13 protein-coding genes are annotated in these 14,591 nt (G+C 73.8%); 9 read left to right on the forward strand and 4 right to left on the reverse strand.

Features of this window, described 5'->3' with window-relative positions:
* Positions 1 to 2: 2 nt before the first annotated feature.
* Together RDV89_RS08275 and RDV89_RS08280 are read right to left on the reverse strand one after the other, a co-directional pair.
* Positions 3 to 1,301: an alpha/beta hydrolase-fold protein gene (locus tag RDV89_RS08275; protein ID WP_315732486.1), complete on the reverse strand. Its 1,299-nt coding sequence runs from the start codon at positions 1,299 to 1,301 to the stop codon at positions 3 to 5.
* A 50-nt stretch (positions 1,302 to 1,351) separates the two neighbouring features.
* Positions 1,352 to 1,666: a DMT family transporter gene (locus RDV89_RS08280; RefSeq protein ID WP_315732487.1), complete on the reverse strand. Its 315-nt coding sequence runs from the start codon at positions 1,664 to 1,666 to the stop codon at positions 1,352 to 1,354.
* Between the two features lie 102 nt (positions 1,667 to 1,768).
* Here RDV89_RS08280 and RDV89_RS08285 point away from each other — a divergent pair, with 102 nt between their 5' ends.
* From RDV89_RS08285 to RDV89_RS08305, 5 genes are all read left to right on the forward strand, one after another.
* Positions 1,769 to 2,932 (forward strand): CaiB/BaiF CoA transferase family protein, encoded by a 1,164-nt coding sequence (locus RDV89_RS08285; RefSeq protein WP_315732488.1) that lies wholly within the window; start codon positions 1,769 to 1,771, stop codon positions 2,930 to 2,932.
* A 54-nt stretch (positions 2,933 to 2,986) separates the two neighbouring features.
* Positions 2,987 to 4,261 carry an SLC13 family permease gene (locus tag RDV89_RS08290; protein ID WP_315732489.1) on the forward strand — a complete coding sequence of 425 codons (1,275 nt, stop codon included), beginning with the start codon at positions 2,987 to 2,989 and terminating at the stop codon, positions 4,259 to 4,261.
* 47 nt (positions 4,262 to 4,308) lie between these two features.
* Positions 4,309 to 4,752 (forward strand): T6SS immunity protein Tdi1 domain-containing protein, encoded by a 444-nt coding sequence (locus tag RDV89_RS08295; protein ID WP_315732490.1) that lies wholly within the window; start codon positions 4,309 to 4,311, stop codon positions 4,750 to 4,752.
* A gap of 29 nt (positions 4,753 to 4,781) precedes the next feature.
* On the forward strand, positions 4,782 to 5,972 hold the full coding sequence (gene manA, locus RDV89_RS08300; protein WP_315732491.1) for a mannose-6-phosphate isomerase, class I: 1,191 nt from the start codon (positions 4,782 to 4,784) through the stop codon (positions 5,970 to 5,972).
* Positions 5,973 to 6,088: 116 nt separating this feature from the next.
* Entirely contained in the window at positions 6,089 to 6,667 is a 579-nt protein-coding gene (locus RDV89_RS08305; RefSeq protein ID WP_315732492.1) for a 4'-phosphopantetheinyl transferase family protein, read from the forward strand.
* A gap of 24 nt (positions 6,668 to 6,691) precedes the next feature.
* On the opposite strand, the gene RDV89_RS08310 is transcribed toward RDV89_RS08305, so the two are convergent.
* Positions 6,692 to 7,933, reverse strand: coding sequence for an AI-2E family transporter (locus RDV89_RS08310; protein ID WP_315732493.1), 1,242 nt, complete (start codon positions 7,931 to 7,933; stop codon positions 6,692 to 6,694).
* Between the two features lie 202 nt (positions 7,934 to 8,135).
* On the opposite strand from RDV89_RS08310, the gene RDV89_RS08315 reads away from it, so the two are divergent.
* Both RDV89_RS08315 and RDV89_RS08320 read left to right on the forward strand, forming a co-directional pair.
* Positions 8,136 to 9,347, forward strand: coding sequence for an acetyl-CoA C-acetyltransferase (locus tag RDV89_RS08315; RefSeq protein ID WP_315732494.1), 1,212 nt, complete (start codon positions 8,136 to 8,138; stop codon positions 9,345 to 9,347).
* A 32-nt stretch (positions 9,348 to 9,379) separates the two neighbouring features.
* Positions 9,380 to 11,581, forward strand: coding sequence for a 3-hydroxyacyl-CoA dehydrogenase NAD-binding domain-containing protein (locus tag RDV89_RS08320; RefSeq protein WP_315732495.1), 2,202 nt, complete (start codon positions 9,380 to 9,382; stop codon positions 11,579 to 11,581).
* A gap of 101 nt (positions 11,582 to 11,682) precedes the next feature.
* Here RDV89_RS08320 and RDV89_RS08325 read toward each other — a convergent pair whose 3' ends face one another.
* Positions 11,683 to 13,728 carry an MSCRAMM family protein gene (locus RDV89_RS08325; RefSeq protein WP_315732496.1) on the reverse strand — a complete coding sequence of 682 codons (2,046 nt, stop codon included), beginning with the start codon at positions 13,726 to 13,728 and terminating at the stop codon, positions 11,683 to 11,685.
* Between the two features lie 114 nt (positions 13,729 to 13,842).
* On the opposite strand from RDV89_RS08325, the gene RDV89_RS08330 reads away from it, so the two are divergent.
* On the forward strand, positions 13,843 to 14,016 hold the full coding sequence (locus RDV89_RS08330) for a CsbD family protein (protein WP_315732497.1): 174 nt from the start codon (positions 13,843 to 13,845) through the stop codon (positions 14,014 to 14,016).
* A 97-nt stretch (positions 14,017 to 14,113) separates the two neighbouring features.
* Positions 14,114 to 14,590, forward strand: a complete 477-nt coding sequence (locus RDV89_RS08335; protein ID WP_315732498.1) for a glutathione peroxidase — start codon at positions 14,114 to 14,116, stop codon at positions 14,588 to 14,590.
* Position 14,591: the final 1 nt, after the last annotated feature.

Consider the following 14,591-nt stretch of genomic DNA (forward strand, 5'->3'; position numbering starts at 1 on the left):
GCTCACCAGTCCCGCGTGACGGAGTCCAGCGCGTCGACGATGCCGTGCTGCCAGCACAGCCAGGAGTGCTGGCCGTGGAACTCGGCGTACCCCGTGTCGTAGCCCTTCGCGAGCAGCACGTCACGCAGGTGACGGTTGACCGGCACCTGGTCGCCCTCGAGCAGCCCGACCTCCAGGTGCACCCGCAGCGGCAGCCGGGGTCGGGTCGCGATCTCGTGCATCAGCGCGCCGTGCCCGCCGTGGAACTCCGGTCCGGTGCCGAAGTCCGGGCCCCACCAGAACGACCCGGACTGGGCGATCACGTTGCCGACGACGTCGGGGTGCCGCAGGCCCGTGAACAGGGCGTTCAGCGCTCCCCAGCTCTGGCCCGCGACGATCGTGCGTGCCGGGTCGTCGATCACGTTCCACCGCGCGCGGACGCCCGGCAGCAGCTCCTCGACCACCGAGCGGGTGAACTCCTCGCCGCACCCGAGGTCGCCGGGCAGGTCGCGGCGGCTCTCCACCGCGACGAGCACGAGCGGCGCCGCCCCGGCGGCCACGCGCCGGTCGAGCGTGCCGGCCACGTCGGTGTGCGCCATCCAGTGCTGGCCGTCGTGCAGCACGAGGACGCCCAGCGGCGGCCCGTCGGCCGCGTACCCCTCCGGCACGTGCACCCACACCCGCCGCGTCGAGGGGAAAAGGACGCTGGTGAACGACTCCTCGTGGGTACGCCCGGACAGCGGGCCGCCGCGCAGGCTCGCCCGCCGCGGGGCGTCGGGGAGCTCGACGACGGACTCGGGCACCGTGTACGCCGCGTCGCCCACCGGCACGCGCGCCGGTGGCGGGAAGCGGTCCGGGTTCAGCGGGTCCACGTGCGCGTCGAACGTGCCGATCGAGGCCCGCGGCGCCGCGGGGTCGCCGGTCAGCTCGCGCAGCTGGTAGACGGTGCGCAGGTCGGCGCGCACCCGCAGGGTCGCGGCCCACACGTCGCTGGCACCGATGCGCCGCAGCGGCATGCTCGCGCCGGTGTGGTCGGCCATCAGGCCGCTGGTCAGGGCGGTCGCGTGGACGTGGCGTGGCAGCGGGACGACCTCGACGCCGTGGGCGTCGGGCGCCTGCTGGCGCCACACGAAGGTGAGCAGCCGGTGGGTCGCGGACGTCGGGTCGCGCTCCACCAGCGGGGTACGCGTCGTGCGCGCCCAGAACGCCTCGACCGCGGCCGGGTCGTCGGCGACGGCTCGCAGCGCCTCGATCGTCGGGCTCGGCGGCGGGTCGCCGACACCGTGCGCGGCCAGCCAGCGCCGCGCCATCTCCTGGTCCACCGGACCTCCTCGCCCGTCGGGTCAGGCAACCCTAACGAGCGTCGGGACGCTCAGTGCGCGAGCTTCAGGCCGATCACGCAGGCGACGATGCCGAGCAGCAGGAGGGCCTTCACGGCGGAGAAGGCCTCGGCGCCGCTCGCCATGGCGTACCCGGCCGTCAGCGCCGCGCCGATGCCGACCCACACCGCGTACGAGGTGCCCACCGGCAGCGTCCGCATCGCCCACGCCAGGCCGAGCATGCTCGCGACGACGGAGACGCCGAAGACGAGCGACGGGGTCAGCCGCGTCAGGCCCTCCGACCGTGACAGCGCGGTCGCCCAGACCGCCTCGAGACACCCGGACACGACCAGCACCACCCACGCCATGGGCCCATCGTGGCGCACCCCGATGACGATCGGATGACGGCCGTCTCACGGACGGTGGATCGACCCTCGCGACCGTGACAGCAGTTCTGTCATGATCCGCGCATGCCACTCTCGCTGGGACAGGGAACGGGGCCGCTCAAGGGCCTCAAGGTCGTCGAGCTCGCCGGGATCGGACCCGGCCCGCACGCCTGCATGCTGCTGGCGGACCTGGGCGCCGACGTGATCCGGGTCGACCGGCCGGGCGGCGGGGCGCTCGCCGTGGTGCCGAACCCCGAGCACGACCTGCTCACCCGCGGCCGCCCGAGCGTCGCGGCCAACCTCAAGGACCCCGTCGCCCGCGACACGGTGCTCGACCTCGTGGCCGAGGCCGACGTGCTCGTCGAGGGGCTGCGGCCCGGCGTGACGGAACGGCTGGGGCTGGGGCCCGACGAGTGCCTGGCGCGCAACCCCCGGCTGGTCTACGGCCGCATGACCGGCTGGGGCCAGCACGGGCCGCTGGCCGCGCGGGCCGGTCACGACGTCGGGTACGTCGCGGTCGCCGGCGCCCTGCACGGCTCGGGGCAGGACCCGACGCGGCCGCACTTCGCGAGCAACCTGGTGGGCGACTTCGGCGGCGGGTCGACGTACCTGGTGATCGGGATCCTCGCCGCGCTGCTCGAGCGCGGGGTCAGCGGGCGCGGCCAGGTGGTCGACGCGGCCATCGTCGACGGCACCGCCCACCTCAACACGATGGCGGCCGCGATGCTCGCCGGCGGGGCGCTGCAGGAGCGGCGCGCGGCGAACGCCCTCGACGGCGGGCTGCCCTACTACGACCTGTACGCCACCTCCGACGGCGAGCACATGGCCGTCGGTGCCCTGGAGCCGCAGTTCTTCGCCGAGCTCGTGCGGGTCCTGGAGCTGGACGAGTCGGCGCCCGGCCAGGTCGACCTGGACCGCTACGACGACCTGCGCGACCTGCTGACGACCACGTTCGCGTCCCGCACGCGCGACGAGTGGACCGCCGCCTTCGAGGGCACCGACGCCTGCGTCGCCCCGGTGCTGCGGCTCAGCGAGGCCGCCGACCACCCGCACCTGCGCGAGCGCGGCGTCTTCGTCGAGCGCGACGGCGTCGTGCAGCCCGCCCCCGCGCCGCGGTTCTCCCGCACGGAGCCGACCCTGACGATGCGCCCGTCCCGGGCGGGCGAGCACACCCGCGACGCGCTCGAGGCGTGGGGCGTGGCCGACGTGGACCGGCTGATCGCGTCGGGCGCGTTCGTCCAGGCCTAGTCCGGCGGGCTCGGCGGACCGGGTGACCTCCGCCCGGCCTGGCACGCTGTGCCGGTGATCCTCTCCGCCGTGCTCGCCGCGGCCGCGTGCCTGGTCGCGGCGGTGGCGCTGCAGGGCTGGCGGCAGCTGGCCGTCGGCGTGCTCGCGGCCGGCGCCGCCGTGGTCTCGGGCGCCGTCGACCCGCCCCGTGCGTGGGACGCGGTCACGGGGCTGCTGCCGGTGGTCGGCTACCTCGTCGCGATCCTCCTGCTCGCCACCCTCGCGCAGCGCGCCGGTGTGTTCGCCTGGCTCGGCGCGGCGGTGGCGCGGGGCGCGCGCGGCAGCACGTCGCGGCTGCTCGGGCTCGGCGTCGCGGCCGCCGCGGTGGTCACCGTGCTCCTCACCCTCGACGCGACGGTCGTGCTGCTCGTCCCGGTGCTCGTCCTCGCCGCCCGCGCGCTGGCCGCCGACCCGTGGCCGCTCGACCTCGCGTCCGTGCGCCTCGCCAACAGTGCGTCGATCCTGCTGCCGGTCTCGAACCTCACGAACCTCGTGGCCTTCACCGCCTCCGGCCTGACTTTCGCGACGTTCACGCTGCTGATGGCGCCGGCGTGGCTGCTCGCCGTCGCGGTGGAGTACGCCGTGGTGCGGGCCGCCGCACGCCGGCGCCCGGCCGCCGCGCCGTCCGCGGGCCCCGAGCCGGACCTGCCGCAGCCGGCGCCGGACCGGCTCACCCTGGTCGTCCTCGCGGCCGCCCTGGTCGCGATCGTCGTCGCCGGCGAGCTGCACGTCGAGCCGGTCTGGCCGGCGCTGGTCGCCGCGCTCGTGCTGGCCGCGCGGGCGGTGACCACCCGGCGTACCGACCTGCACCTGGCGCCCCGCGCCGTGCTCGCCGCCGCCCACCTGCCCTTCGCCGTCTTCGTGCTGTGCTGGTCGGTGGCGGTCGCGGCGCTGGCGGAGCGCGGCGGCGCCGACCTGCTCGCGCGGCTCCTGCCCGACGGCACGTCGGCGCCGGCGCTGGTGGGCATCGCCCTCGTCGCGACCCTCGCGGCGAACGTCGTCAACAACCTGCCCGCCACGCTGCTGCTGGTCCCGCTCGTGGCGCCACTGGGGTCGGTGGCGGTGCTCGCGGCGCTGATCGGCGTCGGGGTGGGCGCGGGGGCGACGTACGCCGGATCGCTCGCCAACCTGCTCTGGCTGCGCAACCCCGGCGTCGCCCACCCGGCCGACGTCGGGCGACGCTTCCACGTCGTCGGGCTGGCGGTCTCGCCGCTGCTGGTCGTGGCCGCGACGCTCGTGCTGGCGGCGACGGCGCACCTCGCCGCCGGCGCCGGGCTGGCGGTGCCCTGACCGAGCCGCCCGTTTCCCGCCGCGCCCGCGCGGGCAGACCGGGGCCCGTGCCCGTCGAGCTGCTGCGCCCCGTGACCGACGACGACCTGCGCGGCCTCGCCGAGTGGACCTGGCTGGAGGGGATCACCGCGCTGCGGCCGTGGCTCGTCACCGCGTGCGCCGACGTCCTGCTGCAGGACGACGACGGCGGGGTCTGGTTCCTGTCGACCACGCTCGGCACCCTCGAGCGGCACTGGGACGACGTCGACGCCCTGCGCGCGGCGCTCGGCGACCAGGAGCAGGCCGACGAGTTCCTCTCCGCCTGGCTGGTCGAGGGCGCGGCGCGCCGCGGCCTGGAGCCCGGTCCCGGCCAGGCGCTGGTCCTGGTGCCCGCGCCCGCGGTGGGTGGGGCGTACGCCGTCGACAACCTCGCCATCTATGACACCGTCGTGGCCCTCTCCCTGGCGGGCCAGCTGCACCGGCAGCTGCAGCACGGACCTGCCGCGGGCTGATCCGCGCGGCAGTGCCTACGCTGTGCGGCATGTACCGGCTGCGCAACGGTGTCCAGAACTACTCGTGGGGCTCGCCCGACGCGATCCCGCGCTTCCTGGGGGAGCGGCCCGACGGCACCCCGGTCGCCGAGGTCTGGATCGGCACCCACGCCCTGCAGCCGTCGACCGTGGTCGACCCCGCGGGCGAGGCCACCGCGCTCTCCGAGCTCTCCGGCGACCTGCCGTTCATGCTCAAGGTGCTCGCCGCCGACCAGCCCCTGTCGCTGCAGGTGCACCCCAGCAAGTCGCAGGCCGAGGACGGCTACGCCGACGAGGAGCGCGCCGGCATCCCGCTGGATGCCCCGAACCGGGTCTACAAGGACGCCAACCACAAGCCGGAGATGGTCTACGCGCTGACCACCTTCGACAGCCTCATCGGTTTCCGGCCCACCGTCGAGATCCTGCGCGTCCTGGCGCCCCTCGAGACGCCGCTGACCCAGCGGCTGGCCGAGGACCTGCGCGCCGACCCCGGCTTCGCCGGCATCGTGCGGCGCGTCGAGTGGCTGCTGTCGTCGGAGGTCAGCGCCGCGCAGGTCGGCGAGGTCGTGGGCGCGTGCCGGGCGCTGGGCAAGCTCGGGATGGACATCAAGCGGGCGTACTCCACCGCCGTCGAGATCGCCGAGCACTACCCCGACGACGTCGGCGTCGTGATCTCGCTGATGCTCAACCGGATGACGCTGCAGCCGGGCGAGGCCGCCTACCTGGGCGCGGGGATCATCCACGCGCACCTCAAGGGCCTGTGCCTCGAGGTGATGGCCTCGTCCGACAACGTGCTGCGCGCCGGCCTGACCAAGAAGCACGTCGACCCGCGCGGCCTGGTGACCTGCCTCGGCACGACCGGCATGGCGCGGATCGCGCGCGTCAACCCCGAGTTCGTGCTGGCCGACACCGAGGTGTTCAGCCCGGCCGACGTCGAGTTCGCGCTGGCGGTCACGCAGGTCTCCCACGCCGAGCCCGAGGGCGTGGCCGTGGTCGACGCCAAGCAGTCGCTGCTGATCTGCACCGGCGGCGAGGTCGAGGTGCGCAACGGCGCGGGGGAGCGGGTCGCGCTCGCGCGTGGCGAGTCGGTCTACCTCGGCCCCGACGACCACGAGTGCGTCGTCGTCGGACTGGGCGAGGTCGCCCAGGCCTTCGAGCCCGCCCGCCGCGCCGTGCACTCGCGCCTCGTGGACGTCGTCTGAGCGGCCGCCCGAGCGGCTCCCCGACGGCGTACTACGCCGTCGAGGCGGCCCACGACCCCGACGACCTGGCCGACGTCGACGCCGTCGACGACTGGTGGCCGCTGGATCCCGCCGAGGTGGCTTGGGTCCGCTCGCTCGGCTCTCCGCAGGCGCGGGCCGACGCCGCCGGCGTGCGCGCCGGGCTGCGCTGGTTGGTGGCCGACGTCCGGGGCGACGACGCGCCCGAGGACGTCGAGGTACGCCGGGAGTGCCCGCGCTGCGCCCGCGCGCACGGCCCGGCCGTGCTCCCCGCCCTGGGCTGGGCCTCCTCGGTGAGCCACGGCGGGGGACTGGTCGCCGCCGCGGCCGCGACGCACGGGCCGGTCGGGATCGACGTCGAGCACCGCGACGTGGAGGTCGTGGGCTGGGCCCTGGCTCCCGCCGAGCGGGCCCTCGTGGCGATGCGCCCGGAGCTGTTCGCCCGGATCTGGACCGCCAAGGAGGCCCTGCTCAAGGCCAGTGGCGAAGGGCTCGACGGCGACCCGGCCTCGCTCGAGGTGGACCCCGTCGCGCTGACCTGGAGCGACCGCCGTCGGCGGCCTCGGCTGCGGGGCGTACGCCTGCACGCGCTCGAGGGGCCGCAGGCCCCGTGGCCGTACGTCGCCACCCTCGCGACCACCGCCGACGCCGCGCGGGTGCACCGCCGGCACCCCTGAGGGCGCGCGGCCGGCGGGCGTGCGTCAGGCGTTCGGGTCGGGCTCGCCGCGCAGCTCGGCGGGCGTCTTGCGGTCGCGGGTGTGCGGGACGTCGTCGGGCAGGGCCGGGTTGGCCCCGGCCGGGCCGTCGGGCCCCTCGGCCCCGTGCGAGTCCTGCAGCGGGGCGGCGGCCGCGACCTCCCGGTCGACGCTCTCGTTGAGGTAGCGGAAGACCTCCGCGACGATCGCCGCGACGGGCACGGCGAGGAACGCGCCGGTGATGCCGAAGATGGTCGAGCCCGCGGTCACCGACATCAGCACGATGCCCGCGTGCAGGTTCATCGACTTGCCCTGCAGCCACGGCGAGAGCAGGTTCCCCTCGATCTGCTGCACCGCGATGATGAGGACCAGCACGATGAGCGCGTCCGTCGGTCCGTTCGTCACGAGCGCGACCAGCACGGCGATCGCCCCCGCGCTGATGGCTCCGACGATCGGGATGAAGCCCGCGAAGAACGTCAGGATCGCCAGCGGGATCGCCAGCGGCACCCCGATGATCACCAGGCCGATGCCGATGAAGAGCGCGTCGATGAACGACACGAGCGCCTGGGTGCGGATGAACCCGCCCAGGGTGTTCCAGGCCCGCGAGATGACCTCGACGAAGTGGCCGCCCACGCGCTGGCCGCCGATGGCCGAGACCCACGGCAGGAAGCGGTGGCCGTCCTTGATGAAGAAGAACGTCAGCAGCAGCATCAGCACCAGGTTGATCAGGATGTTCGTGATCGTCGTGATGCCGGTGACCACGCCGGCGCTGATGTCGGAGGCGCGCGCCGCCAGCTCGTCCTGGACCGTCTCGAACGCGGAGGTGATCTGCCCGTCGCTGATCTGCAGCGGCCCCTCCTGCAGCCACGTGCGCACCTCGCCGACACCGGTGACGGCGCTGTCGGCGATGTCGTTCGACTGGCCGGCGACCTGCGGGGCGAGGAGGTAGACCGTCAGCGCGATGCTGCCGAGGAACCCCAGCATCACGACGACCGCGGCCAGGGCGGAGGGGAAGCCGCGCTTGCGCAGGAAGGTCGCCGGGGGAGCCAGCAGCGTCGACAGCACGAGCGCCAGCGCGATCGGGAACCAAACGACCCACGTGTGGCCGATGATCCAGCCGAGGATGTAGAGCGCGATCGTCCCGACGATCAGCCGGATGCCCCAGACGTTGACCCGGGCCAGGCCCTTGTCGATGACGTCGGCGCGGTCGGGGGTGGCGCGTCCGGGGCCGTGCGTCGGGGAGGTCACGGGCCCCACCCTAGGTCTCGGGCCCGACGGGCGCGGCGGCACCGGGGCCCGCACCGCTTTGTTACTCGCCGGTCAACAAAATGCGGGGTCGCTGTTCCCACGTTGACAGTGATGGTGTCACAATCGGCGAGGACCGGGTCTCCCGGAGGCGCCGACGCGGCGCCCCGACCCACGCACACCCTCGAGGCAGGCAAGGACCGACATGGCAGAAGCATTCCTGTACGACCACGTCCGCACCCCGCGCGGCAAGGGCAAGAAGAACGGCACACTCCACGAGGTGAAGCCGATCGACCTGGTCGTCGGCCTGATCGAGGAGACCCGCAAGCGTCACCCCGAGCTCGACCCCGCGCAGATCGACGACGTCGTGCTCGGCGTCGTCAGCCCGGTCGGCGACCAGGGTGGCGACATCGCCAAGACCGCCGCGCTGAAGGCCGGCCTGCCCGAGACCGTGGCCGGCGTCCAGCTCAACCGCTTCTGCGCCTCGGGCCTCGAGGCCGTCAACCAGGCCGCCTCCCGCATCCGCGGTGGCTTCGAGGACCTCATCCTCGCCGGCGGCGTCGAGTCGATGAGCCGCGTCCCGATGGCCTCCGACGGCGGCTCGTGGGCGATGGACCCCGCGACCGCGCTCGTCACCGACTTCGTCCCGCAGGGCATCGGCGCCGACCTCATCGCGACGGTCGAGGGCTGGAGCCGCGAGGACGTCGACGCGTACGCCGCGGAGTCCAACGCCCGCGCCGCCCGCGCCTGGGAGGCCGGCTACTTCAAGGACTCGGTCATCCCCGTCGTCGACGGCAACGGGCTGACCGTGCTCGACCACGACGAGTTCATCCGTCCCGGCACGACCGTCGAGAGCCTCTCGAAGCTCAAGGCCTCCTTCGCCGACATCGGCAAGGGCGCGGGCTTCGACGACGTGGCGCTCGAGAAGTACCACTGGGTCGAGAAGATCGACCACGTCCACCACGCCGGCAACAGCTCCGGCATCGTCGACGGCGCCGCGATCGTCGCGATCGGCTCCGAGGAGGCGGGCCGCCGGGCCGGCCTGACCCCCCGCGCCCGCATCGTCTCCGCGGCCGTCTCGGGCGCGGACCCGGTGATCATGCTGACGGGCCCGGCGCCGGCCGCGCGCAAGGCGCTCGCCAAGGCCGGCCTCACGGTCGACGACATCGACCTCTTCGAGATCAACGAGGCGTTCGCCGCCGTCGCGATGCGCTTCATGCGCGACATGGGCATCAGCCACGAGATCACCAACGTCAACGGCGGCGCCATCGCGATGGGTCACCCGCTCGGCGCCACCGGCGCCATGATCCTCGGCACGCTCGTCGACGAGCTGGAGCGCCGGGAGCTCAAGCGCGGCCTCGCGACGCTCTGCGTCGGCGGCGGCATGGGCATCGCCACCATCGTCGAGCTCGTCTGAGCGCCCGGAACGGACAGGAGAGAGACACCAGCATGAGCGAGCAGCAGACCGCCGTCCGGTACGACAAGGACGCCGACGGGATCGTCACCCTGACCCTCGACGACCCGAACCAGAGCGCCAACACCATGAACGACCTCTACCGCAGCTCGATGACGGCCGCGGTGGAGCAGCTGTACGCCGAGCCCGAGGGCGCCGTGAAGGGCGTCGTGATCGCCAGCGCCAAGAAGACCTTCTTCGCCGGCGGGGACCTCAAGTCGATGGTGCTGGCCCGCCAGGAGAACGCGGGCGAGGTCTTCGCGATGGTCGAGGACGTCAAGGCCGCCCTGCGCAAGCTGGAGCTGCACCCCGCGCCCGTCGTCGCCGCGATCAACGGCGCCGCCCTGGGTGGCGGCCTCGAGATCGCCCTCGCGGCCAACCACCGCGTCGCGTGGGACAGCCCGAAGGTGCAGATCGGCCTGCCCGAGGTGCAGCTCGGCCTGCTGCCCGGCGGCGGTGGCGTGACCCGCACCGTGCGCATGCTCGGCCTGCAGACCGCCCTCATGGACGTGCTGCTGCAGGGCACGCGGTTCAAGGCCGCCCAGGCGAAGGAGAAGGGCCTGGTCGACGAGGTCGTCGCCGAGCTCGACGAGCTCGTGCCCGCCGCGAAGGCGTGGCTGGCCTCGGTCGCCGACGACGAGTCCGCGGGCCAGCAGCCGTGGGACCGCCCCGGCTACAAGATCCCCGGCGGCACGCCGTCGTCGCCGAAGCTCGCGCAGTTCCTCCCCGCCTTTCCGGCGCTGCTGCGCCAGCAGATCAAGGGCGCGCCCTACAAGGCGCCGCGCGCGATCCTGTCGGCCGCGGTCGAGGGCTCGCAGGTCGACTTCGACACCGCCTCGCGCATCGAGTCGCGCTACCTGACCGGCCTCGTGGTCGGCCAGCAGAGCAAGAACATGATCCAGGCGTTCTTCTTCGACCTCCAGGCGATCAACGGCGGCTCGCTGCGCCCCGACGGGCACGAGAAGTTCACGGGCCAGAAGGTCGGCGTCCTGGGCGCGGGCATGATGGGCGCGGGCATCGCGTACGTCTTCGCGAAGTCCGGCGCGCAGGTGGTGCTCAAGGACGTCTCCACCGAGGCGGCCGAGCGCGGCAAGGCGTACTCGGCGAAGCTGCTCGACAAGGCGATCTCGCGGGGTCGGGAGACCGAGGAGGGCAAGGCCGCCTTCCTCGACCGCATCCACGCCACGGGCGACCCGGCGGACTTCGCCGGCGTCGACGTCGTCGTCGAGGCCGTCTTCGAGGACCCGTCGCTCAAGCACAAGGTGTTCGCGGAGATCGCCGAGCACGTCAACCCCGACGCGCTGCTGTGCTCGAACACCTCGACGCTGCCGATCACCGAGCTGGCCTCGGGCGTCGACCGCCCGGCCGACTTCATCGGCCTGCACTTCTTCTCGCCCGTCGACAAGATGCCGCTGGTCGAGATCATCCGCGGCAAGGACACCGACGACGCGGCGCTGGCCAAGGCGTACGACCTGGTCCAGCAGATCAAGAAGACCCCGATCGTCGTCAACGACAGCCGCGGCTTCTACACCTCGCGCGTCATCGGCTTCATGGTCAACGAGGGCCTGCAGCTGCTCGCCGAGGGCGTGCACCCGCAGACGCTGGAGCGCGCCGCGACGCAGGCGGGCTACCCCGTCGGCACGCTGCAGCTCTCCGACGAGCTCAACCTCGAGCTGATGAAGAAGATCGCGAAGGCCACGGCCGACGCCGCGGAGCGCGACGGTCTGGCGTACGAGCCGCACCCCGGCCTCGCCGTGGTCGACCGGATGGTCGAGCTCGGCCGCTCGGGCAAGCTCAAGGGCGCGGGCTTCTACGAGTACGACGAGTCCGGCAAGCGCCTGGGCCTGTGGAGCGGCCTGGCCGACCTCTACCCGGTGGCCGACGAGCCGATCCCCTTCGGCGACGTGCAGGACCGGATCCTCGTGCTCGAGGCGCTCGAGACGGCCAAGACCTTCGAGGAGGAGGTCGTCACCTCGGCGGCCGCCGCCAACATCGGCTCGATCATGGGCATCGGCTTCCCGCCCCACACGGGCGGTGCCGCGCAGTACATGACGGGCTTCGAGGGGGCCGACGGCGAGATCGGCCTCGGTGCGTTCGTGAAGCGCGCCGACGAGCTGGCCGACCAGTACGGCGAGCGCTTCCGCCCGACGGAGTACCTGCGCAAGCTCGTGGCCAACGGGGAGTCCTTCCCGGCCTGAGCGCCCCACCACCGGTCACGACGGAGCCGGCGTCCCCGCGGGGGCGCCGGCTCCGGTCGTTCCAGGGTGCTGCGCTCAGGGGCTCGCGTCAGGCGTTCGCGTCAGGCACTGCGGCGCCGGGTGCGCAGGTGGCCCGCGGCCAGCATCGACAGACCGCCCAGCAGGGTCGCCGCGCCCGCCAGCAGGACGGCCCGCTGGGGTGCTCCGGTCGCGGGCAGCGCACCGGGCCCGGTCGCTCCGGTGCCCGTGCCACCCGTGCCGCCCGTCCCGGGCCCACCGGTCGCCGGGGGATCGGTCGGGTCGGTCGGGTCGGTCGGCTCCACGGGGTCCGTCGGGGGGTCGGTCGGGTCGACGGGGTCGGGTGCCGGCGCCAGTCGGAAGTCGAGGCCGCCGACGATCTCCCCGGCCGCGGTGATGGTGGCCGTCGCCGTCGCGGGCCCGTCGACGACGGTGCCGTCGGCCGGGCTCACGGTCACCTCGTAGGTGCCGGCGTCCAGCCCGTCGACGAACCAGCCGCCGTCCTCGTCCGTCACGGCCGCGACGTCCTCGTTCCCGCCGCTCACGGTCAGGCCGACACCCCCGACGGGCTCGTCGTCCGGTCCGACCACCCGTCCGCCGACGGCCCCCGGCCGGCTCAGCGCCACGTCCTGGTCCTCGAGGTCGTCGGCGCCGACCGTGAGGCTGCGCGCGGGCGGGGCCGTGTAGCCGTCGGGCGCCTCCACCTCGAGGGTGTAGGTCCCGCCGGGGACGCCGTCGACGCGGTAGCCGCCGTCCCCGTCCGTGACGCGGGTGATCGCCGGCCCGCCGTCGGCGGGGACGAGGCGCACGGGCACGCCGCCGAGGCCGCGGCCGCCGCCGGTCACGGTGCCGCTGACCGTGGGCAGGGCGTCGACCACGAAGTCCTGGTCGACCACGGGGCCGTTGGTGACGTCGACGTCGTCGATGGTGTCGCCGTCGGGTCCGGCCACGTACCCGGCCGGCACGCCGATCGAGATCGCGTACCCGTCGCCCGTGTCGTTGTCGTCGAAGAGGTACGTGCCGTCCGCGCGGGTCGTGGTGGTCAGCGTGCCCCCGGTCGGCTGGGCCAGGGTGACCGTCACGCCGGCGACCGGGGCGCCGTCGGTGTCGCGGACGGTGCCGCTGATCGGGAACGGGACCACCGCCCGGACCTCGAACCGGGCACGCGAGGCGGGGTCGCCGTCGTTGCCGACGTTGGAGACCGTGGCCTGGGCGGGCCCGACCACCGCGCACCCGGGCGCGGCGTCGAGACGCACGGTGTAGCCCGACTGGGTGGCGAACTCCCCGAGCTCGTAGGTCCCGTCGGCCGCGGGGGAGGTGGTCGCCAGCTCCTCGCCGAACGGCGAGAGCAGGGTCAGCGTGCTCCCGGTGACGGGGCAGGAGCCCGCGGTCGAGCGGTCCTCCACCGTGCCGCCGATCGGGCGGGCGCGGCTGACGAACCAGGTCTGGTACACCGGGAACCCGGCCCGCCGGGTGAAGGTGAGGGTGAGGCTGCGCAGGCGTACCTCGGGCTCGAACCAGCCGGACGCGCCGTCCGTGTCCACGGCGCCCGGGTTGCCCACGAGGGTCGAGGTGGCGGCGTCCCAGCGCGGCTGGTCCGACCCGCCGGAGTGGTTGAACGTCCCGCGGAACCAGGAGTCGATCTCGCCCGCGGGCACGGTGGAGCCGGCGGCGTCCACGGCGGAGACCCGCACCTGGTCGGCGTCGACGTCGCCGAGCACGAACGCCCAGCCGATGTCCGGGGTGGGCTGGTCGAACGTGTAGGTCGTGGTCGACGGAGCGGTCGGGGTGTCGGCACGCGGCCGGAGCACGAGGTAGCGCTGGTCGCGGCTCGAGCCGTACTTCGCCCCGGGCGGGGTGTCGGCGCCGAGGAACGTCGACGAGCCGCCGGGGAGCTGGACGTTCCCGCGGGAGTCCGTCGCGACCGCGGCGGTCGGGAAGCCGGCCGACGCGGGGCGCAGGGTCGTGGAGTACGCGTTGGAGGTCCCCGCCACCGGGTCCCAGGCGGCCCAGCCGTCGCTGACGGCGTGGGCGGGAGCGGTCGTGGTGGCCACCAGCGTGGTGGCGGCGAGAGCGGTCGCGGCCACGAGGGCCGCCACGACCCTCGCTCCCCCGAGGATGCGATTCATGAGCAGGATCGTGCCAGCGCATCCCGCGCGGCGGAACCGTTCGGACCTCGCGAAGTTCTTGAACGCCGTGCCTACCGTGGGGTAGGACGTCACCGACCACGAAGAGGAGCAGTCATGAGCTTTGCGGACAAGGCCAAGAACACCGCCGAGGACCTCAAGGGCAAGGCCAAGGAGGCTCTCGGCGACGCCAAGAACGACGACCAGCTGAAGACCGAGGGCCAGGCGGACCAGAAGAAGGCCTCCGCCAAGCAGGCCGGCGAGAACGTCAAGGACGTCTTCAAGGGCTGAATCCCGCCCATCCGCACGTGCCCCGGTGTCGAAGCACCGGGGCACGGTGCTGTCCAGGCGCCGTACCGTCGCTGCCACCCCACCCCGGAGGACGAGCATGAGCACCCTGACCGACTTCAGCGCCACCCGCCTCGACGGCACGGAGGAGTCGCTGGAGCAGTACGCCGGGCAGGTCGCCCTGGTCGTCAACACGGCGAGCCAGTGCGGGTTCACCCCGCAGTTCGCCGGTCTGGAGGAGCTGTTCGAGACCTACGGCGAGCGCGGCCTGGTGGTCCTCGGCTTCCCCTGCAACCAGTTCGGTGGCCAGGAGCCGGGTGACGCCGAGCAGATCGGCTCCTTCTGCCAGCGCAACTACGGCGTCAGCTTCCCGATGTTCGAGAAGGTCGACGTCAACGGCCCCCAGGCGCACCCGGTCTTCGCCTGGCTGCGCGGCGAGAAGGGCGGCCTGCTGGGCGGGAAGATCAAGTGGAACTTCACGAAGTTCCTCGTCGACCGCGACGGCCGCGTCGTGCGGCGCTACGGCCCCACGACGAAGCCGGAGAAGATCGCCGGGGACATCGAGAAGCTCCTCTGAG

The organism is Nocardioides imazamoxiresistens (assembly GCF_032378595.1).
GTDB lineage: Bacteria > Actinomycetota > Actinomycetes > Propionibacteriales > Nocardioidaceae > Nocardioides > Nocardioides imazamoxiresistens.

What these genes read in the sequence shown, in the direction of transcription:
- RDV89_RS08320 (WP_315732495.1), top strand. Translation starts at nt 9,380, where the DNA reads ATGAGCGAGCAGCAGACCGCCGTCCGGTACGACAAGGACGCCGACGGG.
- RDV89_RS08285 (WP_315732488.1), top strand. Translation starts at nt 1,769, where the DNA reads ATGCCACTCTCGCTGGGACAGGGAACGGGGCCGCTCAAGGGCCTCAAG.
- RDV89_RS08280 (WP_315732487.1), bottom strand. Translation starts at nt 1,666, where the DNA reads ATGGCGTGGGTGGTGCTGGTCGTGTCCGGGTGTCTCGAGGCGGTCTGG.
- RDV89_RS08315 (WP_315732494.1), top strand. Translation starts at nt 8,136, where the DNA reads ATGGCAGAAGCATTCCTGTACGACCACGTCCGCACCCCGCGCGGCAAG.
- manA (WP_315732491.1), top strand. Translation starts at nt 4,782, where the DNA reads ATGTACCGGCTGCGCAACGGTGTCCAGAACTACTCGTGGGGCTCGCCC.
- RDV89_RS08335 (WP_315732498.1), top strand. Translation starts at nt 14,114, where the DNA reads ATGAGCACCCTGACCGACTTCAGCGCCACCCGCCTCGACGGCACGGAG.
- RDV89_RS08330 (WP_315732497.1), top strand. Translation starts at nt 13,843, where the DNA reads ATGAGCTTTGCGGACAAGGCCAAGAACACCGCCGAGGACCTCAAGGGC.
- RDV89_RS08325 (WP_315732496.1), bottom strand. Translation starts at nt 13,728, where the DNA reads ATGAATCGCATCCTCGGGGGAGCGAGGGTCGTGGCGGCCCTCGTGGCC.